The following is a 19,587-nucleotide window of genomic DNA, read 5'->3' as shown; positions in this document are numbered from 1 at the left end:
GAGGCAGAAATGGATCACTGCGGGCGCGAAAACCGGCTGGCATTCGATGTGACGCACCGGCTGGTGCTGTCGATCGCCATTCCGATGACGCTCGGCTTCACGACGACGCCGCTGCTCGGCCTCGTCGATACCGGCGTCGTGGGCCATATGGGCGAGCCCGATGCGCTTGCCGGCCTTGCGATCGGGGCGATGCTCTTCGACCTTCTCCTCGGCAGCTTCAACTTCCTGCGCGCTTCGACCACGGGGCTGACGGCACAGGCGCTCGGGCGGCACGATACGCATGAGCAGCAGGGCGTTTTCTGGCGAGCCATGGTTTCCGCGCTCGGTTGCGGCCTTGTTCTTCTCTGTCTCTCGCCGCTGCTGCTTCCGGCAGGGCTGGCACTGATGGGACCCGAAGCGGCCGTCGCACAGGCGACGAATGTCTATTTCTCCATTCGGATCCTTGCCGCCCCTGCGGCTCTCGCGAATTACGCGATCCTCGGTTTCGTGCTCGGGCGCGGGCAAGGCGGCACCGGCCTTTTCCTGCAGGTGCTGATCAATGGTATCAACATCGTGCTCGCGATCTATCTCGGCCTCTGGCTCAACTGGGGAGTCGCTGGCGTCGCCTGGGGCACGATGGTGGGCGAGACGGCCGGTGCGGTGGCCGGCCTCCTCCTCGTTCTCAGAAGCTTCGAAGCCTCCGAACGGCCAAGCCGTGCGGAAATCTTCTCGCGGCACCGGCTGGCGGAGCTCTTTGCGCTCAATCGCGACATCCTGATCCGCACCTTCGTGTTGATCGGCTCCTTTGCGATCATGACGCGGATCGGCGCGAGCTTCGGCGCCGTCACGCTCGCCGCCAATGCCGTGCTGATGAATTTCTTCCTGCTCTCCGGCTATTATCTCGACGGGCTTGCCAATGCCGCCGAGCAGATCACCGGACGGGCGATCGGCGCGGCCCACCGGCCGGCCTTCGACCGCGGGCTGAAACTCACTGCGATCTGGTCCTTCGGGCTGGCGGCGTCCGTTTCCGCCTTCTTCCTTGGCGCCGGTCCCTGGCTGATTTCCGCGCTGACGACCTCGCCGGAGGTGCGGGCAGCGGCAGAAACCTATCTGCCTTGGGCGGCGATCACCGGACTGACGGGCGCACTCGCCTTCCTGATGGACGGCGTCTTCATCGGCGCGACATGGTCTGTCGACATGCGCAACCGTATGCTGATGTCATTTGCCGGCTATCTTGCCGCGCTCGCGGTCTTCGTGCCGCTCTTCGGCAATCACGGGCTCTGGCTGTCGATGAACGCCTTCCTGCTGTTCCGCGGCTTCTTCCTGGCCATGCTGGTGAAGCCGCGGGCCGATCAGACGTTCCGGGCCGCCCAGTGATCGGCGCGGGTGTCGCGCAATTCGCGGATCGACGTGACCTTTTCACGGTCGAGGAGCCTTGAGAGGCCGCGGACGATCTCGCCCGGTAGGCCAGGACCCGCATAGACCATGCAGGAATAAAGCTGCACGAGATCGGCCCCTGCCCTGATCTTTTCGAGCGCGGTTTCCGCCGAAGAAACACCGCCGACACCGATGATCGGGAGTGCAGCGCCGACCCGCTTGCGCATTTTCGCAAGAATCGCGGTCGACTTCTCGAAGAGCGGCTTGCCCGAAAGGCCACCGGCTTCTTTCGCCTGCCGCTGATCCTTCAGACCGTCGCGGGCAAGCGTCGTGTTCGAGACGATCAGGCCGTCCAGCCCATGGGAGAGCACTTCGGCCGCGATATCGTCCATCCCTTCTTCCGTGAGATCGGGCGCAATCTTGAGGAAGACCGGGATTTTCCGGCCAGAGCGCGCGGCCTCCTCGTCGCGGGCGGCAAGCACGGCGGACAGGAGAGCGGCCAGGCTTTCGCGCGCCTGCAGGTCACGCAGGCCAGGCGTATTCGGCGAAGAGATGTTGGCCGTAAAATAGCGCGCAACGGAATAGAAGCGGCGAATGCCGGCCACATAGTCGCCGATGCGGTCTTCGCTGTCCTTGTTGGCGCCGATGTTAACGCCGATGATGCCTTCGCGGCGGATCGCCGACAGGCGCCGGAAGACCGCATCATGGCCCTCGTTGTTGAAGCCGAGGCGGTTGATGACCCCTTCGTCATCCACCAGACGGAAGATGCGCGGGCGCGGATTGCCCGACTGCGGCTTCGGCGTCACCGTGCCGATCTCAGTGAAGCCAAAGCCGAGCTTGAGGAGGGATTCCGGCACTTCGGCATTCTTGTCGTAACCGGCCGCCATACCGAGCGGGTTTTCGAAGGTGAGGCCGGCGACCGTCTGCACCAGCCGCGGATCTGGAGAAATACGGCAGGCGGGAACCAAGCCGGATTTCAGCGCAGCGATCGACATGCCATGCGCCGTTTCGGGATCGAACAGGAAGAGGCCCTTGCGGGCAGCGCTCTTGAACACACCAATCATGACAGGAGTTCCGGGAAGATATGCTGTCCGGCATCATCGAGCGGAAGCGGCTCTTCCCAGATGACGGCCGAAAGGGGCAGTTCGGCATAAAGATGCGGGAAGAGATCGCCGTTTCGGGAGGGTTCGAAGATCAGCTTGTCGCCGAGCTTGCCGCTATCGATGGCGATGAGCAGCAGGCCCGGCTGGCCTGCGAAAAACAGCGCCGCCGTCTGCCGCACCTGTTTTTCCGTCGAGAGATGAATGAAACCGTCTTGCAGGTCGATGCCTGCGCCGCGAAAAACGCCGCTTTGCCTGGCTTCCTGCCAGAGCGCCTCGGTCACGATCTTGTAAACGACGGGTGTCACGCTCATGATGGCCTCATGCAATGGCTGATGCTGTTGGTGAGCGCTTTGCCGGAAAGGAACGGCGATGTCCACGACTCCCCGCCAAAAAACAGGATAGCCGCAACAGAAATCCGGAGGATCATAGCATGAAGACGATAACAATCGGGATTGCCGCAGTTCTTCTTCTGCCGCTGCCGGCGCTCGCGGCCGAGCCGGACCCGGCGCGCTTCCAGCTCGAGCGGAGCGGCGACCATTTCGTCCGTCTCGACAAGCACACGGGTGCGATGTCGCTTTGCGAAGAAAAGGACGGTTCGTTGGTCTGCCGTATGGCGGCCGACGAACGCGCTGCGTATGACGACGAGCTTGACCGGCTTTCCGACCGCGTGACGGCGCTCGAAAACAAGAGCATCGTTAACAAGGCGCTGCCCACCGATGCCGAGATCGACCGCTCGATCAGCATCATGGAGCGGATGATGAAAAGCTTCATGGGCATGGTGAAGCAATTCCAGGAGGACGAAAAGACCGCGCCTCTTCCGCAGAAGACCTGATTTGATGTAGTAATATGAAGAGGACGGCATGTGCGGCGGGTATCCCGCGCACGAGGAGGATGAAATCGGGCTCTTGGGAGGGGGTTTTCGATGCAGGAACAGACGATCATCATTGCGGACGACCACCCGCTTTTCCGGGATGCGCTGCGCCAGGCCGTGACCGGCATGGAGGGGCAGCACACGATCGTCGAAGCCGGCGATTTCACGGCCGCGCGCGCTGCCGCTACCACTCATCCGGATGCGGATATCCTGCTGCTCGATCTTGCCATGCCCGGCGTCAGCGGCTTTTCCGGGCTGATGGCGCTACGCTCCGAATTCGCCAGCCTGCCGATCGTCATCATTTCCGCGACCGATGACGCGACGACGATCCGCCGCGCCCTGGAGCTCGGCGCTTCCGGCTTCATTTCCAAATCGTCCGGCATCGAAGATATCCGCAGCAGCATCCAGGCAGTGCTTGCCGGCGATATCGCAACGCCGGAGAATTATCGCGACGGTGAGGAACAAGACCCGGACGTGGCCGACCTCATTCACCGCCTGCACACGCTGACGCCGCAGCAGAGCCGCGTGCTCACCATGCTCGGCGAAGGCCTGCTCAACAAACAGATCGCCTACGAACTCGGCGTTTCCGAAGCAACGATCAAGGCGCATGTCTCGGCCATCCTCCTGAAGCTCAACGTCGACAGCCGCACGCAGGCCGTCATCCAGCTCGGCAAGATCAACATGGCGATGGTTGCCTGACGCCAATACAGGATTTTATTCCTCATTTCTCTTTACTATGAGAAAGCCTGGCGTTAATCTTCCTGCCGATTGGAGAGCGGCGCCGGGGCGCAGGACCAAGCAAGATGCTGTCACACGAGCAGATTTGGGGAGCGATCGATAGGCTTGCCGAACGGCATGACCTGACACCGTCTGGTCTTGCGCGCCGTGCCGGCCTCGACCCTACCTCCCTCAACAAATCTAAGCGGTTGTCTGCCGATGGCCGGTTGCGCTGGCCTTCGACGGAATCGATCGCCAAGGTGCTCGATGCGACAGGCGCCACCATGGAGCAGTTCATGGGCTTCATGCGGTCCGCAAACAGCTTCTCCGGTCTGCCGGATGGCGCATCCCCCCCGCAGGGAGGCTCCATTCCCCTGCTCGGCTTCGCACAGGCCGGCGCAGGCGGCTTTTTCGATGATGGCGGTTTCCCGGCTGGCCAAGGGTGGGATGTAGTGGAATTTCCCGCCGCACCCTCGCAGAAAGCGGGCGTCTATGCCCTCGAAGTGCAGGGAGACAGCATGATGCCGCTTTATCGCGACGGCGACGTCCTGATCGTGGAGCCGGGCGCACAGGTGCGCCGCAACGACCGCGTCGTCGTCAAGACGCGCGAGGGCGAGGTGATGGCCAAGGTGCTGCTACGCCAGAGCCCACGCTCCATCGAACTGATGTCCCTCAATTCCGAACATCCGAACCGGACGATCGAGTTTTCCGATGTGGATTGGATCGCGCGCATCATCTGGGCCAGCCAATAGGAAAATCTTCCATGCGGCCTGCAGCACTTCTGACAGCTGTTGCGGGAATAACAATCGTCGCCGTGATGCTGGCGGCAGGCAGGGAGCGGTTTGCCGGGCCGGATGTGGCGACGACCGCGATCGAAGATCCCAACACAGCTGCCAAATCCGAGGAGGTACCAAAGCCGCCAATTGCCCTTCCCGATCCAAAGATCAGCATGAACGCGCGGCCGGTCGACCAAGCAAGCCAGTTCTATCCGGCTGAGGCGGAGGGCAAGCCGCTGGAACGGGTAGCCGTGCCCGAACCGGAAACGCCAAAGCCGGAGCCGCAGAAAGCCGCAACATTGCCGAGGCCGGTCGCCGAGAGTGCTGGCATTCTCGCCTTCGGCGACAGGAAACTGCAGCTTGCCGGCATTGTTCCGACACAGGCCGACAAGATTTGCAAAGAGCTGGATGGGAACGAATGGCCTTGCGGAATGCTCGCCAAGACGAATTTCCGGCTCTTTCTGCGGCTGCGCTCAGTCACCTGCGATCTGGAGGACGCCAACTGGACCGGCATCACGACGGCCTCCTGCAAGATCGGCGCGCAAGACCTTTCCGAATGGCTTGTCGAGAACGGCTGGGCGGATGCAGTCGCCGGATCGCCGCTTACCGGAGCGGGCGAAAAGGCGAAGGCGGAGAAGAAAGGCGTCTATGGCGAGGATCCGCGCAAGGGCGCGCCGCTGACCCTGCCGCCCGGACCGCCGCCGGATAATCCTCTCGATCCGATCTAGCGATCCCTTGTAATGGCGGACGGCAGTTCCTAAACTCCTGCCGAAGCAGAGGGAATGACCGAATGAACAAGCCGCTTTCCGCCCACGATGCCCTGATTTACGTGATGGTGATGGCATCCGCCGTCGACAGCACGATGAACGACCGGGAGATGGAGCGCATCGGCCAGCTGATCGGCTTTCTGCCAGTGTTCAAGGATTTCGACGACGACAAGCTGATTTCGATTGCCCGCGACTGCGCAGCACTGCTGGCCGGGCCGGAAGGTCTCGATGTCGTTTTGGAAACGGTGAAGGACACGCTGCCGGCGCGGCTCTACGACACCGCCTATGCCCTTGCCGTCGAAGTCGCTTCCGCCGACCTTTCCGTCAAGGCCGAGGAGCTTCGGCTGCTCAGCATGCTCCGCGACCGGTTGGGTCTCGACAAGCTCACCTGCGCGGCCATCGAACGCAGCGCGATCGCCCGCTTCCGCAACGGTCAATAGAGCCCATAAGGGAAATAACGCAGGTAGATTTCCTGCAGGCGGCCGTTTCTGGAAAGTGCTGCAAGGGCGTGGTCCAACGCTGCCGTCAATACGCTGTCGTTCTGGCGAAGCATGATCGTCATGCCCTCTCCCAGAAACTGCTCCGACAAATAGGGGCCGTCGAAGAGCGCGCAGCATTTGGCGGATGCCTGAGAGGAAACCCAGAAGGACAATTGCAGGGCGTCGGCGAAGGCAGCGTCCACCTTGCCATCCCTCAGGGCCGTCAGCAGTGCCTCCCTATTCTCGAAAAGCACGGCTTTTATTGCCGGAAAGTAGGCGTTAAGCATGGCCTCATGTACGGTCGCCTTGATGACGCCGACCGATCGGCCAGACAGCGCTGCGGCGGTATCCCCTTTTATCTCCGCTTTCGCATTGCGCACGAAACGGGCCGGCAGCATGAGGTAGGGACGGCTGAAGGTAAACTGCTTGCGTAAGTCTGAAGTTACGGCCAACCCCGCGATGACGGCATCGCCCTGGGAGGCAGCAAGCGTCTCCTTCAAATCGGCAAAGGGCAGCGCCTGGATCTCGCATTTTGAAGCCACTTCCAGTTCATTACATATCTCGCGCGCCAAATCGATATTGAAGCCCGACAGCTTGCCATTCTGGTCGGTAAAGTTGAAAGGTGGGAAATCGACAGCAGTCAGGAAGCGCAGGCGGACGAGCGAAGAGAGGTCCGGCTTGGCAAGCCTTTCACGGGCGTCAAAAAGCAAAGGCAGCGACGATGGCGCCTGCTGCGCAGACGTCGTCCCTGCAGAAAATACAACCAAGGACAGCCAAAAAGTTAAAAATCCCTTAAAACTTAGGGACGCAGGGAAAGATTGTCTCACTATCATCCGGCTCGGGTTAGGGTCGGGGCATCGCCGCTTGGCGATGGTGTATCAGAGTCATCCGTATTGGGAAATATGCGCCGGGCCGCACCACCGGCCATAAAAGTGCGCCAGAAGTCGGTCATGCGCCTTCATCAGCGGGAGCAGATCGTAGACGAAAGCACCTGCTTTCGCGATGTGATTGCCGTTCTTCTGAAGCGGGGCATGTGCCCGACCTGTTGGGGTGGACGGCCCCCGAGCGGCATCGAAATGTGCCAGAGTGAGCCGTTAACGATCTCAAACGAAGGAGCCGTCCGTGGATCAGATTATCCGTATTGGCATGGATACGTCAAAGCACGTCTTTCAATTGCATGGTGTAAACGCCGCCGAGCAACCGATCTTGCGCAAGAAGATGCGCCGCAAGGAGATGGTGGATTTCTTTGCGAATTGCCCACCGACCGTGATTGCGATCGAAGCCTGCGGCGCTTCGCATCACTGGGCCCGGTTGCTGACGGGGCTCGGACATGAGGTCAAGCTGATCGCGCCACAACTGGCGAAGCCCTACGTCAAGCGCGGCAAGAATGATGCGGCCGATGCCGAAGCGCTATGCGAGGCGATGAGCCGTCCGACGATGCGGTTCGTTCCGGTGAAGAGTGCGGATCAGCAAGCCGCGCTGATGCTGGTGGGCATGCGCGAGCGCGCTGTCGCCGCACAGACGCAGCTTGCCAATACAATTCGTGGCTATGCAGCTGAGTTCGGGCTGACGGCGGCCAAAGGCATGTCTCATATTCCGCTCCTTCTGGAACGCATCATGATTGATGAAAGCGTTCCGGCTGTGGCGCGTGAGCTGTTTACGTCTCTCGCTGAGGAATTTGCGCAGTTGGGGGATCGCCTGAAAGAGGTGGAGGCAAAACTGATGGCCTGGTATCGCAACAATGAATGTTGTCGCCGTCTTGCAAAGATCCCTGGTGTCGGACCGATCGGCGCGGTCTTGCTGGCGATGAAAGCTCCGGCCCCGGAACAGTTTACATCCGGAAGGCAGTTTGCCGCCTGGATGGGCCTAACGCCCAGAGACCATTCGACTGCGGGCAAAGTCAGGCTCGGTGTCATTACGAGGGCCGGCGATGAGACCTTGCGCAAGACATTGGTCGTGGGTGCGACCTCGCGGCTTCAACAGGTAAGAGCGGGACGTGGAAAGAGCACTTCGCCTTGGCTCATCGAGTTGCTCAAGCGCAAGCCACCCAAGCTCGTGGCTGTCGCGCTGGCCAACAAGATCGCCCGGATCGCCTGGAAGATAATGGTGACCGGCGAGGACTACAAAGGTAATGCTCGCGACCGGCTCTGGCCTGCGCAGCATAGAGAGATCAGTCAGGTCTAGGTTAGCAGGTTACAGATGCTGCCGTGCCGATCTGATGCGTGAACTTGCAAGGAACGAGCAGATGGTGTGATCGATCGATCCGAGACGTGGGACACTCCGTATCTCTCAGTGGCCGTTGAAGGTCGCCGACCTGTTTGGAACTCACGTCGCGGAACCCATCTTGGCCAGCGTTCATGTGCGAGCGCAACAACAGGCCGGACATATGAACGCAAGCGATCTCGATCAAATCATCATAGGAGTTCTTGCAGGGAGGGGGCCGTCCACATATGAGAGATAGGTGACGTTTTGTACCGGAGACATGGGTGACACTTTTCGCTTTTTGGCGGGAGGTGTTGATGCCGTGGAAAGAGACTTCGGTGATGGAGGAACGTCTACGATTTGTCGCCCGGCTATTAGAGGGCGAAGGCATGAGCGATGTGTGCCGTGCATTCGGCATCTCGCGCAAGACCGGCTACAAAATCTTCAATCGCTATAAGGACGACGGCCTGGAGGCACTGACGGATCGGTCTCGACGGCCGGTGCGTTATGCCAACCAGCTGCCTGAGCCGGTCGAGGCGATGATCGTCTCGTGCAAGAAGAGCAAGCCGCATTGGGGTGCCAGGAAGATCAGGGAGCTTTTGGTGAAGCGCCTGGCCGGCGATGTGCGCGTGCCGTCGAAGAGTACGGTGCATGCCGTTCTCGATCGACATGGTCTGGTCGCCCATGCCCGCAAGCGGCAACGACATCGAGCCGAAGGGACAGCCTTGTCACAGGCATTACTGCCGAACGATCTGTGGTGTGCCGACTTCAAGGGCGAGTTCAAGCTCGGCGATGGCCGATACTGTTACCCGCTGACGGTCACCGACCAGGCGTCACGTTATCTTCTCGCCTGCGAAGCCTTTGAATCGACACGAGAACGGGCTGTCTTCGACGCGTTCCGGCGGCTGTTTACCGAATGCGGCCTGCCGACGGCGATCCGCAGCGACAACGGCTTGCCGTTCGCCAGCCCCAACGGGCTCTACAATCTGTCGAAGCTGTCGGTGTGGTGGCTGAGGCTCGGGATCACGCTGGAGCGCATCAGGCCGGGCCGTCCCCAAGAAAACGGCCGGCATGAGCGCATGCACCTGACGCTGAAGAAAGAGGCGACCAGACCACCGGGCAAAAACATCCTCCAGCAGCAGGCCCGCTTCGACGCTTTCGTCAGCGAATTCAATCAGGAGCGGCCGCACGAGGCGCTCAACATGAAGGTGCCGGCAGATCTCTACGTCGCTTCGTCACGCCCCTATCAGGGCCTGCCGGAGATCGACTACCCCTTCCACGATCGCGATGCGCTGGTGACCAATTGCGGCCGCATCTGCATCTACCGCAAGAAGGTCAACATCTCGACCGTGCTGGCAGGACAGAAACTGGGACTCAAGGAAGTCGACGACGGTATTTGGCTCGTCAGCTTCATGCAGTATGATCTGGGATATATCGACCTGGAGCAGAGGACCTTGCAAACCATCGACAACCCGTTCGGCACGAGGTTGTCACCCATGTCTTAGGTACGATCTGTTACCGATGTCTCCGGGTCGGACACATCGGCTAGCTGGAGCGGGTGAAGGGAATCGAACCCTCGTATTCAGCTTGGGAAGCTGCTGCTCTACCATTGAGCTACACCCGCAATGACGGAAGCCTTCCAACAGATGGATGGCGGTGTCAAGGCATCTCAGATGCGGAAATGTTTGGAGAGCTTCAGGCCCTGAGCCTGATAATTCGATCCAAGGCCGGTGCCATAGAGGCTTTCGGGCTTTTCCAGCATGTGCTCGTAAACCAGGCGGCCGACGATCTGGCCGTCCTCGAGGATGAAGGGCACTTCGTGGCTGCGGACCTCGAGGACGGCGCGGCTGCCCATACCGCCGGCGGGCGCGTGACCGAAGCCCGGATCGAAGAAGCCGGCGTAATGCACGCGAAACTCGCCGACGAGCGGATCGAAGGGCGTCATTTCGGCGGCATAGTGCGGCGGAACGTGCACGGCCTCGCGCGAAACGAGGATATAGAACTCATCCGGGTCGAGGATCAGCTCGTTGCTGCCGCGACTGTAAAGCGGCTCCCAGAAATCGAAGATATCGTGCTCGGCCTTCTTGTCGACATCCACGACGGCCGTGTGATGCTTGCCGCGATAGCCGATCAAGCCCTCCTTGTCGCCAGCCAGGTCGATCGAGAGCGCAATGCCGCCGCCGGAAACGTTGGGCTTGGCGCTTGCGACCAGCGTTTCCGCATCATGCAGCGCCTGCAGTTCCGGCTCGCCGAGAATGGAATGCCCGACACGGAAGCGTATCTGCGAAAGGCGCGAGCCGCGGCGTACGACGACGGGGAACGTGCGCGGGCTGATTTCCAGATAGAGCGGGCCGGAATAACCGGCAGGAATCTTGTCGAATTCCTGCGCGTAGTCGGTAATGACGCGGGTGAAGATGTCGAGGCGGCCGGTCGAGCTTTTCGGATTGGCCGAGGCAGACATTTCAGCCGGAAGATCGAGCCGCTCCATCAGAGGCACGATATAGACGCAACCCGTTTCGAGCACGGCACCTTCGGAGAGGTCGATGACATGCAGGCTCAGCCGGTCGAGCTTATCGGCAACGAGATGCGATGGACCCGGCATGAAACTTGCCCTAACGCGGAACGCCTTGGCGCCCAGGCGCAGGTCCAGGCTGGCCGGCTGGATCTGATCGCGGTCCAGTTCCCGCTCCGTCGTGAGGCGGCCGGTTTCAAACAACGCGGCTATTGCGCGATCGGCCAAGATTCCAGTTTCGCGAGCCATCATGCTCCATCCATAATTCGCTTCCGACAAAACCAAACTCAAGGAATTGACGCAAGAAGCTAACAGCAGTATTGCAGCTTTATCCCGTGGTGATTTGGCCGGTCGGCTTGCAGCCACGTTAAAGAAGTGGCTAAAAAGACCGGGTATGAAACCGGTCTGCTTTTGCGGCCGGTTTTTTTGTTGTTTGAAGGTGGTGATGGCATGAGCAAGACTTGGCGCCCGGCAACTCAACTCGTTCACGGCGGAACTCTGCGCTCGCAATATGGCGAGACTTCGGAAGCGATCTTCCTGACGCAGGGTTTCGTCTATGATACGTCGGAAGCGGCTGAAGCCCGCTTCAAGGGCGAGACGGACGGCTTTATCTATGCCCGCTACGGAAGCCCGACCAACGACATGTTCGAAAAGCGGATGTGTGCGCTCGAAGGCGCCGAAGACGCCCGCGCCACCGCTTCTGGCATGGCTGCCGTCACCGCGGCGATCCTCTGCCAATTGAAGGCCGGCGACCATATTGTTGCCGCCCGTGCGCTCTTCGGCTCCTGCCGGTGGGTTGTCGAAACGCTGGCGCCGAAATACGGTATCGAATGCACGCTCATCGACGGCCGCTACCTCGAAAACTGGGAAAAGGCGATCCGTCCGGCGACGAAGGTCTTCTTCCTTGAAAGCCCGACGAACCCGACGCTGGAAGTGATCGATATCGCAGGTGTTGCCAAGCTCGCGAATCAGGTCGGCGCCAAGGTGGTCGTCGACAACGTCTTTGCGACGCCGCTCTTCCAGAAGCCTCTGGAACTCGGCGCCCATATCGTCGTCTATTCCGCGACCAAGCATATCGACGGCCAGGGCCGCTGCCTCGGCGGCGTCGTGCTTTCCGACAAGGAATGGATCGACGAAAACCTGCACGACTACTTCCGCCATACAGGTCCGGCGATGTCGCCATTCAATGCCTGGACGCTTCTGAAGGGGATCGAAACGCTACCACTGCGCGTCAAGCAGCAGACGGCAAGTGCGGCCAGGATCGCCGACTTCCTCGCCGAGCAGAGGCAGGTGGCAAACGTGATCTATCCGGGGCGCAAGGACCATCCCCAGGCCGACATCATCGCCAAGCAGATGTCCGGCGGCTCCACGCTCGTCGCATTCGAGTTGAAGGGCGGGAAGGAAGCCGCCTTCGCGTTGCAAAATGCGCTCGATATCATCAAAATCTCAAACAATCTCGGCGATTCCAAGAGCCTGATCACCCATCCGGCAACCACGACGCACAAGAACCTGACCGACGAAGCGCGCGCGGAACTCGGCATTTCCGCCGGCACGGTTCGCCTTTCGCTCGGCATCGAGGATGCAGAAGACCTGATCGAAGATTTCGCTCAGGCTCTTTCAAAGGTTAGGTCCTGAACTTGCAATAGCGACGGCCGGACCTTGCCGGCCCGGCCGGATGCTCCACCTAATAAATAGCGCAAGAGTCTTGCTTCAATGCGGAAATGAACTTTGATAATTAGGATTAATGTTCGAAACGACGTGTAATCACGCTGTTTGAAGGATGATGCATGTGCCGTTTCTTGACGGATCGAGCGCTGCATAAGATACGGGTAACATATCTTGGCTATGGTGTAAGGCATGTACCGCGCCCTCACACGAGATATCGAAGTCGTCGTCGAGCCCTTTTATCTGGAGGAGCAATCCGATCCGGACGACGATCGCTATGTCTGGGGCTACCGGATCGTTATCAGCAATAAATCGGACCTGACCGTGCGGCTCATCAATCGCTACTGGAACATCACCGATCAGAGCGGCATCGTGGACGAAGTGAGTGGCCCGGGCGTCGTGGGCGAGCAGCCCCGGCTGGAACCCGGCGATACCTACGAATACTCATCCGGCTGTCCGCTCGATACGCCCTCCGGCCTCATGTTCGGCCATTACCAGATGGAAACGGATGACGGCGAGCTTTTCGATGTCGAAATACCCGCCTTCTCGCTGGACTCCCCCGGGCTGCTCAGAGTGCTGAACTGATCACTCGGCAGCCGATGCGACTTCCACGACTTCAAAACGATAGGTCGTGGAGCAGAACTCGCAAGTGACGGCAATCTCGCCGTTCTCCTGACTGGCATCGATCTCTTCCTCAGAAAAGCCCTTCAGCACGTTCTTGATCTTGTCGCGCGAGCAACTGCAGCGATCAATGACTTCCCGGGTACCGAAAACACGCACTCCGCGCTCGTGAAAGAGGCGGAAGAGCAGGCGTTCGATGCCGACCTGCGGATCCGTCAGTTCGTCCGCATCGATGGTGTCGACCAGCGCGCGCGCTTCGGTCCAGGTGTCGTCTTCCTTGTGTGCCAGAGCGGCGTTATCGCCGTCGCCGCCGTGGAGGTCGGGCTGACGCATACGCTCCGGCGCTTCCGGCAAGAATTGGGCAATGAGCCCGCCCGCCCGCCAGCGGTGGCGCGGCTGGCCCGCCTGGTCGCGATCGAACAGTTCGGCAGCCGCTAGGCGGACGCGCGTCGGGATTTGCTCCGACTGCCGGAAATAGGTGCCGGCGATATCTTCGAGCGAGGTGCCGTCAAGCGCCACGATGCCCTGATAGGGCTGGCTGAACTTGCCCTGGTCGATCGTGAAAGCCAGCACGCCCTTGCCGAGAAGCTGTTCCGGCTCGGTTTCGCCGGCAGCGACCGCCTTGTCGAGCAAGGCCTGATCGAAGCGTGCATAGGCGCGCACATTCTGCGGCGTCGAGAAATCGGCAACGAGAAGATCGACAGGGCCGTCGCCTTTTGTCTGCACCGTAAATTTGCCTTCGAACTTGAGGGACGTCCCGAGAAGTACCGTCAGCACGATAACTTCAGCAAGCAGCCGGGCGACGGGTGCAGGATAATGATGGCGCGCGAGGATCGCATCCAGCATAGGCCCGAGTTGGACGGCGCGGCCACGCACATCGAGGCCTTCTACCTGAAATGGGACTACGTGATCATCGCCAGCGAAATCGAACTCGCCGAGAGCACTTGCAATTTCTGCCATGGTCTTACTCCTAGTAGTCCAGGCGGCAGACCAGAGGTCTTTTCGCCCGTGCCGCCACGAGGCCATCAGGCCAGACGTGGCGCCCAGTATGGTTCAGATCGCGCCCAGGCACCATGCAAGAATCGACTTTTGCGCATGAAGACGGTTCTCCGCCTCATCGAAGACCACGGATTGCGGGCCATCGATCACATCATCCGTCACTTCCTCGCCGCGATGGGCGGGCAGGCAATGCATGAACAATGCATCCTTGCCGGCCTTCGCCATCAAAGCCGAATTGACCTGATAGGGCTGGAAGACGTTGTGACCGCGGGCCCGATGTTCCTGATTCATGGAGACCCAGGTATCGGTTACCACACAATCGGCGCCTTCGACCGCACGGTCGGCGTCATGGCCAAGCATGATTTCGGCGCCCTCATTGCGGGCCCAGTTGAGATAGTGATCCTTGGGCTCGGAACCAAGAGGCACAGCCATATTCATGCGATAGCCAAAACGGGCCGCACCTTCGACCAGCGAGTGCAGTACGTTGTTGCCATCGCCGGTCCAGGCAATCGTCTTGCCCCTGATCGGACCGCGATGCTCCTCGAAGGTCATGATATCTGCCATGATCTGGCAGGGATGCGTGTCGTCCGTCAGCGCGTTGATGACCGGCACCGTCGCATGTTCGGCGAGCTCCAGCATGCGGTGGTGCTCCGTCGTGCGGACCATGATCGCATCGACATAGCGCGAGAGCACCTTGGCCGTATCGCCGATCGTCTCGGCGCGGCCAAGCTGCATCTCCGTGCCGGAGAGGAAAAGCGTTTCGCCACCGAGTTGACGCATGCCGACATCGAAGGAAACGCGTGTGCGCGTAGAGGGTTTCTCGAAGATCATCGCCAGCATCTTACCCGCGAGCGGCTTATCGCCTTTGCCCGCCTTGAAGGCCTGCTTGCGGACGATCGCATCATCCATGATGGCTCTGAGATCGGATGCAGTTACCGCCGAGAGATCGAGAAAGTGTTTGGGGGAAGCCATGTCGTTCTTACCTGTATGCGCCTTGAGGGGCGTTATCCGTTCAAGCCGTCTTCCTGGTTTTTGCCGCGCGAATGCTTTCGGCAGCGCGCTCGACGCGGGCAAGGCCCTCGCGGGCTTCCTCCGCCGTGACGACTAGAGGCGGAAGGAGACGGATGACATTATCGCCCGCCGGAATGCCTAGAAGATGAGCAGCACGAATGGCCTGCAACAGTTCGGAAGACGGGACGGCAGCCTTGATGCCGAGCATCAGGCCTTCGCCGCGCACATCTTCGATGATATCCGGATAGCGATCCTTCAGCGAGGCAAGGCCCTGGCGGAAGACGAGTGCCACATCGCGGACATGCTGCAGAAAGCCGTCGGCGAGGATGACGTCGAGCACCGCGCTGCCGACCGCCATGGCAAGCGGATTGCCGCCATAGGTGGAGCCATGCGTGCCGGCCTTCATGCCGGAGGCGGCATCCGCGGTCGCCAGGCAGGCGCCGAGCGGGAAGCCGCCGCCGATACCCTTCGCTACCGCCATGATATCCGGCGTGACACCCGACCATTCGTGAGCAAAGAGTTTGCCGGTACGGCCAACGCCAGTCTGGACCTCATCGAGGATCAGCAGCAGACCCTTCTCATCGCAGATCTGGCGGAGCGCCTTCATGAACTCATTCGTCGCCGGACGGACCCCGCCCTCGCCCTGCACCGGCTCTACGAGGATGCCGGCGGTCGCATCGGTGATCGCTGCGCGGACCGCCTCGATATCGCCGAAGGGAACCTGATCGAAGCCCGGCGCCTTCGGGCCGAAGCCCTCGAGATACTTCTCCTGGCCGCCGGCGGCGATTGTCGCCAGCGTGCGGCCATGAAAGGCGCCTTCGAAGGTGATGATGTGGAAGCGCTCGGGATGACCGTTGGAATACTGATAGCGGCGCGCGGTCTTGATCGCGCATTCCAGCGCCTCGGCGCCGGAATTGGTGAAGAACACCTTGTCGGCGAAGGTGACGTCGGTCAGCCGCTTGGCAAGCGCTTCCTGGCCGGGAATTTCATAGATATTCGACAGGTGCCAAACCTTGTCGGCCTGCGCCTTCAGGGCTTCGACGACATGCGGATTGCCGTGGCCGACGGAAGTCACTGCAACGCCTGCGCCAAAATCCAGATATCGTTCGCCGCCTTCAGTGATCAGCCAAACGCCCTCACCTCGCTCGAACCGCAAAGGGGCGCGAGAATAGGTGTCATATAGCGGCGCGGCTTGAGCCATGGCGCGATCTCCTGTCATCGTTAGGGCAACCAGACTCCGGCTAAAAACCGGGTCCGAAAAATTAAAAATGCCGCCTTTCGGCGGCGAGTGCCACTATTGACGTTTCGCACCGCGATGTCAACAAAACTGCGGGCTTCGTGCGCCATGGGACCACCTCCCCGAACGAGGTCATTTATCAACAGCTAATGTTGCAGAAATGACTCGCTCGGGAAGCAAGTTGGGGAAAACTTGAAATTCGATTCATCCGGATTCCCGCGACTCTTGTCACGGAGTCAGCCTCACACTAGGTTAAAACTCAATTACTAGACTGCATGCGGCGGAACTAGTCACCACAATTGGTCAGGCGTTTCCTGCTTCGGATGTATCCGGAGCAAGGGTGGGGGATTCTGCCTTCACAACGCTAAACGGCGGAGACAGGGCATGAACTGGACAGACGAGCGAGTCGAAAAACTCAAGAAGCTTTGGTCCGAAGGACTGAGCGCGAGCCAGATCGCTGCGCAGCTCGGCGGAGTGAGCAGGAACGCGGTGATCGGCAAGGTCCACAGGCTTAGCCTTCCGGGCCGCGCCAAGGCCGGTGGCACCGCGGCGGCCGCACGAGCGCCGAAGCGCAATACCTCGGCTCCGCGCGCACCGAACTATGCATCGCGGATCGCGACCCGCACCGTCACGCGCCAGCAGGGCGCAACGATGCTCAAGGAAGAGATCGAAATCGATCTCATGGAGGAGGTAAGCTATCGTCCGGCCGCAAACGTGGTTGTGCCGATCTCCCGCCGCCTCGGACTGACGGAACTTACGGAACGCACCTGCAAGTGGCCGGTCGGCGATCCGCTGAAGGATGATTTCCACTTCTGCGGTTGCGACAGCCCGGACTCTTCACCCTACTGCAGCTATCATGCGCGCCTTGCCTATCAGCCGGTCAACGAGCGCCGCAGGACAGCAGCCCGCGCAAACTGAGCCGGATAAATGACAAACGGAAACGGGCCTCGCAGGCCCGTTTTTTTATGCCCGGCAATGGAAGCGGCAATCAGGATTCCATGGAATATCCGGCACCGCGGACGGTGCGGATGACATCCTGCATGTTGGAGAAGTTCAGCGCCTTGCGCAGCCGGCCGACATGGACGTCGACGGTGCGCTCGTCGACATAAATGTCGTGGCCCCAGACACCGTCCAGAAGCTGCGAACGCGAGAAAACGCGGCCGGGCGACGACATCAGGAATTCCAGGAGGCGGAATTCGGTGGGGCCGAGGCGAACTTCGCGGCTTTTGCGGTGAACACGATGCGTTTCGCGGTCGAGTTCGATGTCGCCGCATTTCAGCACCGTCGAGAGCACCTCAGGCTTGGCGCGGCGCAGCATCGCCCTGACGCGGGCAACGAGCTCCGGCGTCGAAAACGGCTTGACGACATAGTCGTCGGCGCCGGTCGAAAGGCCGCGCACACGCTCGCTTTCCTCGCCGCGCGCCGTCAGCATGATGATCGGCAGGCGCTCGGTCTCCGGACGCATGCGCAGGCGGCGGCAAAGCTCTATGCCCGATACGCCCGGCAGCATCCAATCGAGGATCAAAAGGTCCGGCGTGCGCTCCTGAAGCCGGATTTCGGCCTCGTCGCCACGCAGGATGGTATCGACCTCGAAACCTTCGGCCTCAAGGTTATAGCGAAGAAGCACACTCAGTGCCTCTTCGTCTTCAACGACTGCAACTCTCGGGATCATTCGCTTCTGTCTCCTGAGGGCGGGTTCAGAATTGTCATTCCGTCACCGCGCCGACGGTGTTGGCAGTATCGTCCTTCGGACGTTCGCCTTCCGGCTGGGCGCCGGTCGCCATGTAATAGATCGTTTCGGCAATGTTGGTGGCATGGTCGCCGATGCGCTCGATGTTCTTGGCGCAGAAGAGAAGATGCGTGCAGCTGGTGATGTTGCGCGGATCTTCCATCATGTAGGTCAGAAGCTCGCGAAACAGCGAAGTGTACATCGCGTCGATTTCCTCGTCGCGCTCGCGGATCGACTTCGCCCTGTCGGCGGCACGGGTCGTATAGACGTCGAGCACTTCCTTGAGCTGGACGAGGGCGAGCTCGGAAAGATGCTCGAGGCCGCGGGCGAGCTTACGCGGAACGCCGGTGCTTTGTACCGCGATGACGCGCTTGGCCGTGTTCTTGCCGAGATCGCCGACGCGCTCAAGGTCGGCTGCGATACGGATCGAGCCCATGATCTCGCGAAGATCGGAGGCCATCGGCTGGCGGCGGGCAATGGTGACGACCGCCTTGTCGCCGATCTCGCGTTCGGCATGATCGAGGATCACGTCGTCGGAGATGACCTTCTGGGCCAGAGCCGTATCGCCGTTGACCAGCGCGCGGACAGCGTCGGACACCATCTGCTCGGCAAGCCCACCCATTTCCGAGATGCGGCGGGTCAGGAACTTCAAATCGTCGTCATAGGCAGAAAAGATATGGGTCGATGCCATGGGAATTGTCCTTGAATAGCCTGAACGCCGCAACTCAGCCGAAGCGGCCCATGATGTAATCCTGGGTGCGGGGGTCGTCCGGGTTGGTGAACATCTTGTCGGTGTCGTTCTCCTCGACGAGATTGCCGAGGTGGAACATAGCGGTCCGCTGCGAAACGCGGGCCGCCTGCTGCATCGAGTGCGTCACGATGACGATGGTGAAGTTCTCGCGCAGCTCATGGATCAGCTCTTCGACCTTGGCAGTCGCAATCGGATCGAGCGCCGAGCACGGTTCGTCCATCAGGATGACTTCCGGGCTCACGGCAACGGCACGCGCGATGCACAGACGCTGCTGCTGGCCGCCGGACAGGCCGGTGCCGGATTCATGCAGGCGATCCTTGACTTCGTTCCAAAGGCCGGCGCGCTGCAGCGACTGCTCGACGATCTGGTCCAAGTCCGCCTTCGACTTTGCCAGGCCATGGATACGTGGCCCGTAGCTGACGTTCTCGTAGATCGTCTTCGGGAACGGGTTCGGTTTCTGGAAGACCATGCCGACGCGGGCGCGGAGCTCCACGACGTCGATATCCGGATCGTAGATATCCTCGCCATCAAGCGTGATCTTGCCTGTCACGCGGCAGTTGTCGATCGTATCGTTCATGCGGTTGAGGCTGCGCAGGAAGGTAGACTTGCCGCAGCCGGAGGGGCCGATGAGCGCGGTAACCGTGTTCTCGCGGATGTTTAGCTTCACGTCGAAAAGCGCACGCTTATCGCCGTAGTAGACCGACACGTCCTGGCCGATCATCTTGTACGGGATCGTATTCATTTTCTGGTCCAGAGCCTTCTCAACTGCTGCTTCAGTCAACATGTTCATG

General features: G+C 60.6%; 21 protein-coding genes, 1 tRNA gene and 1 riboswitch. Of the genes, 11 read left to right on the top strand and 11 right to left on the bottom strand.

Going from position 1 to position 19,587, the window contains the following annotated elements:
* The first annotated feature begins 9 nt into the window (after window positions 1-9).
* Window positions 10-1,356, top strand: a complete 1,347-nt coding sequence (locus N2599_RS00825; protein ID WP_027513302.1) for an MATE family efflux transporter — start codon at window positions 10-12, stop codon at window positions 1,354-1,356.
* Here N2599_RS00825 and N2599_RS00820 read toward each other — a convergent pair.
* Window positions 1,332-2,420: a quinone-dependent dihydroorotate dehydrogenase gene (locus N2599_RS00820; protein ID WP_027513301.1), complete on the bottom strand. Its 1,089-nt coding sequence runs from the start codon at window positions 2,418-2,420 to the stop codon at window positions 1,332-1,334. The genes N2599_RS00825 and N2599_RS00820 overlap by 25 nt on opposite strands.
* The gene (locus tag N2599_RS00815; RefSeq protein ID WP_027513300.1) at window positions 2,417-2,770 is read right to left on the bottom strand and encodes a DUF952 domain-containing protein; all 354 of its coding nucleotides are present in this window, start codon (window positions 2,768-2,770) and stop codon (window positions 2,417-2,419) included. The genes N2599_RS00820 and N2599_RS00815 overlap by 4 nt, the downstream gene beginning before the upstream one ends.
* 119 nt (window positions 2,771-2,889) lie before the next feature.
* Between N2599_RS00815 and N2599_RS00810 the strand changes: the two genes are divergently transcribed.
* The 5 genes from N2599_RS00810 to N2599_RS00790 all read left to right on the top strand — a co-directional run bounded on the left by N2599_RS00810 (window position 2,890) and on the right by N2599_RS00790 (window position 6,030).
* Complete coding sequence (locus N2599_RS00810; RefSeq protein WP_027513299.1) at window positions 2,890-3,291, top strand: hypothetical protein; 402 nt, start codon at window positions 2,890-2,892, stop codon at window positions 3,289-3,291.
* Window positions 3,292-3,381: 90 nt separating this feature from the next.
* Window positions 3,382-4,029: a response regulator gene (locus N2599_RS00805; protein ID WP_027513298.1), complete on the top strand. Its 648-nt coding sequence runs from the start codon at window positions 3,382-3,384 to the stop codon at window positions 4,027-4,029.
* Between the two features lie 104 nt (window positions 4,030-4,133).
* Entirely contained in the window at window positions 4,134-4,799 is a 666-nt protein-coding gene (locus N2599_RS00800; RefSeq protein ID WP_027513297.1) for a LexA family transcriptional regulator, read from the top strand.
* A gap of 11 nt (window positions 4,800-4,810) precedes the next feature.
* Window positions 4,811-5,551, top strand: coding sequence for a thermonuclease family protein (locus N2599_RS00795; RefSeq protein ID WP_027513296.1), 741 nt, complete (start codon window positions 4,811-4,813; stop codon window positions 5,549-5,551).
* Window positions 5,552-5,613: 62 nt separating this feature from the next.
* Window positions 5,614-6,030 carry a tellurite resistance TerB family protein gene (locus N2599_RS00790; protein WP_027513295.1) on the top strand — a complete coding sequence of 139 codons (417 nt, stop codon included), beginning with the start codon at window positions 5,614-5,616 and terminating at the stop codon, window positions 6,028-6,030.
* Here N2599_RS00790 and N2599_RS00785 read toward each other — a convergent pair.
* Window positions 6,024-6,896, bottom strand: coding sequence for a transporter substrate-binding domain-containing protein (locus tag N2599_RS00785; protein ID WP_027513294.1), 873 nt, complete (start codon window positions 6,894-6,896; stop codon window positions 6,024-6,026). The genes N2599_RS00790 and N2599_RS00785 overlap by 7 nt on opposite strands.
* Window positions 6,897-7,191: 295 nt before the next feature.
* Between N2599_RS00785 and N2599_RS00780 the strand changes: the two genes are divergently transcribed.
* Together N2599_RS00780 and N2599_RS00775 are read left to right on the top strand one after the other, a co-directional pair.
* The gene (locus N2599_RS00780; RefSeq protein WP_260307606.1) at window positions 7,192-8,253 is read left to right on the top strand and encodes an IS110 family RNA-guided transposase; all 1,062 of its coding nucleotides are present in this window, start codon (window positions 7,192-7,194) and stop codon (window positions 8,251-8,253) included.
* A gap of 335 nt (window positions 8,254-8,588) precedes the next feature.
* Window positions 8,589-9,776, top strand: coding sequence for an IS481 family transposase (locus N2599_RS00775; protein ID WP_074060682.1), 1,188 nt, complete (start codon window positions 8,589-8,591; stop codon window positions 9,774-9,776).
* 45 nt (window positions 9,777-9,821) lie between these two features.
* On the opposite strand, the gene N2599_RS00770 is transcribed toward N2599_RS00775, so the two are convergent.
* A tRNA-Gly gene (locus N2599_RS00770) sits at window positions 9,822-9,895 on the bottom strand.
* 45 nt (window positions 9,896-9,940) lie between these two features.
* Window positions 9,941-11,035 (bottom strand): 2'-deoxycytidine 5'-triphosphate deaminase, encoded by a 1,095-nt coding sequence (locus N2599_RS00765; protein ID WP_037142242.1) that lies wholly within the window; start codon window positions 11,033-11,035, stop codon window positions 9,941-9,943.
* Between the two features lie 73 nt (window positions 11,036-11,108).
* Window positions 11,109-11,187, top strand: a riboswitch (SAM riboswitch).
* Window positions 11,188-11,233: 46 nt separating this feature from the next.
* On the opposite strand from N2599_RS00765, the gene N2599_RS00760 reads away from it, so the two are divergent.
* Together N2599_RS00760 and apaG are read left to right on the top strand one after the other, a co-directional pair.
* The gene (locus N2599_RS00760) at window positions 11,234-12,418 is read left to right on the top strand and encodes an O-succinylhomoserine sulfhydrylase (RefSeq protein WP_027510699.1); all 1,185 of its coding nucleotides are present in this window, start codon (window positions 11,234-11,236) and stop codon (window positions 12,416-12,418) included.
* A 222-nt stretch (window positions 12,419-12,640) separates the two neighbouring features.
* Window positions 12,641-13,033, top strand: a complete 393-nt coding sequence (apaG, locus tag N2599_RS00755) for a Co2+/Mg2+ efflux facilitator ApaG/CorD (RefSeq protein WP_027510700.1) — start codon at window positions 12,641-12,643, stop codon at window positions 13,031-13,033.
* On the opposite strand, the gene N2599_RS00750 is transcribed toward apaG, so the two are convergent.
* The 3 genes from N2599_RS00750 to N2599_RS00740 form a co-directional block, all read right to left on the bottom strand.
* Window positions 13,034-14,029 carry an Hsp33 family molecular chaperone gene (locus N2599_RS00750; protein WP_027510701.1) on the bottom strand — a complete coding sequence of 332 codons (996 nt, stop codon included), beginning with the start codon at window positions 14,027-14,029 and terminating at the stop codon, window positions 13,034-13,036. It lies immediately after the preceding gene.
* Between the two features lie 93 nt (window positions 14,030-14,122).
* Window positions 14,123-15,040, bottom strand: coding sequence for an ornithine carbamoyltransferase (gene argF, locus N2599_RS00745; protein WP_027510702.1), 918 nt, complete (start codon window positions 15,038-15,040; stop codon window positions 14,123-14,125).
* Between the two features lie 40 nt (window positions 15,041-15,080).
* Complete coding sequence (locus N2599_RS00740; protein ID WP_027510703.1) at window positions 15,081-16,280, bottom strand: aspartate aminotransferase family protein; 1,200 nt, start codon at window positions 16,278-16,280, stop codon at window positions 15,081-15,083.
* A gap of 420 nt (window positions 16,281-16,700) precedes the next feature.
* On the opposite strand from N2599_RS00740, the gene N2599_RS00735 reads away from it, so the two are divergent.
* On the top strand, window positions 16,701-17,234 hold the full coding sequence (locus N2599_RS00735; RefSeq protein WP_027510704.1) for a GcrA family cell cycle regulator: 534 nt from the start codon (window positions 16,701-16,703) through the stop codon (window positions 17,232-17,234).
* A gap of 70 nt (window positions 17,235-17,304) precedes the next feature.
* Here the strand turns inward: N2599_RS00735 and phoB are convergent, their stop codons facing one another.
* Genes phoB through pstB form a run of 3 tightly spaced genes read right to left on the bottom strand, consistent with a single transcriptional unit; the run spans window position 17,305 to window position 19,586 of the window.
* Window positions 17,305-17,988, bottom strand: a complete 684-nt coding sequence (phoB, locus tag N2599_RS00730) for a phosphate regulon transcriptional regulator PhoB (protein ID WP_027510705.1) — start codon at window positions 17,986-17,988, stop codon at window positions 17,305-17,307.
* A gap of 34 nt (window positions 17,989-18,022) precedes the next feature.
* A complete protein-coding gene (phoU, locus tag N2599_RS00725; protein WP_027510706.1) occupies window positions 18,023-18,736 on the bottom strand; it encodes a phosphate signaling complex protein PhoU in 714 nt (237 codons plus the stop codon).
* Window positions 18,737-18,770: 34 nt separating this feature from the next.
* The gene (pstB, locus tag N2599_RS00720; RefSeq protein ID WP_027510707.1) at window positions 18,771-19,586 is read right to left on the bottom strand and encodes a phosphate ABC transporter ATP-binding protein PstB; all 816 of its coding nucleotides are present in this window, start codon (window positions 19,584-19,586) and stop codon (window positions 18,771-18,773) included.
* Between the last annotated feature and the right edge of the window lies 1 nt (window position 19,587).

Origin of the sequence: Rhizobium sullae, assembly GCF_025200715.1 — a bacterium.
Classification (GTDB): Bacteria; Pseudomonadota; Alphaproteobacteria; order Rhizobiales; family Rhizobiaceae; genus Rhizobium; species Rhizobium sullae.
The sequence above is the reverse complement of the archived record's forward strand: the minus strand, read 5'-3'. Positions and strand labels throughout refer to the sequence as shown.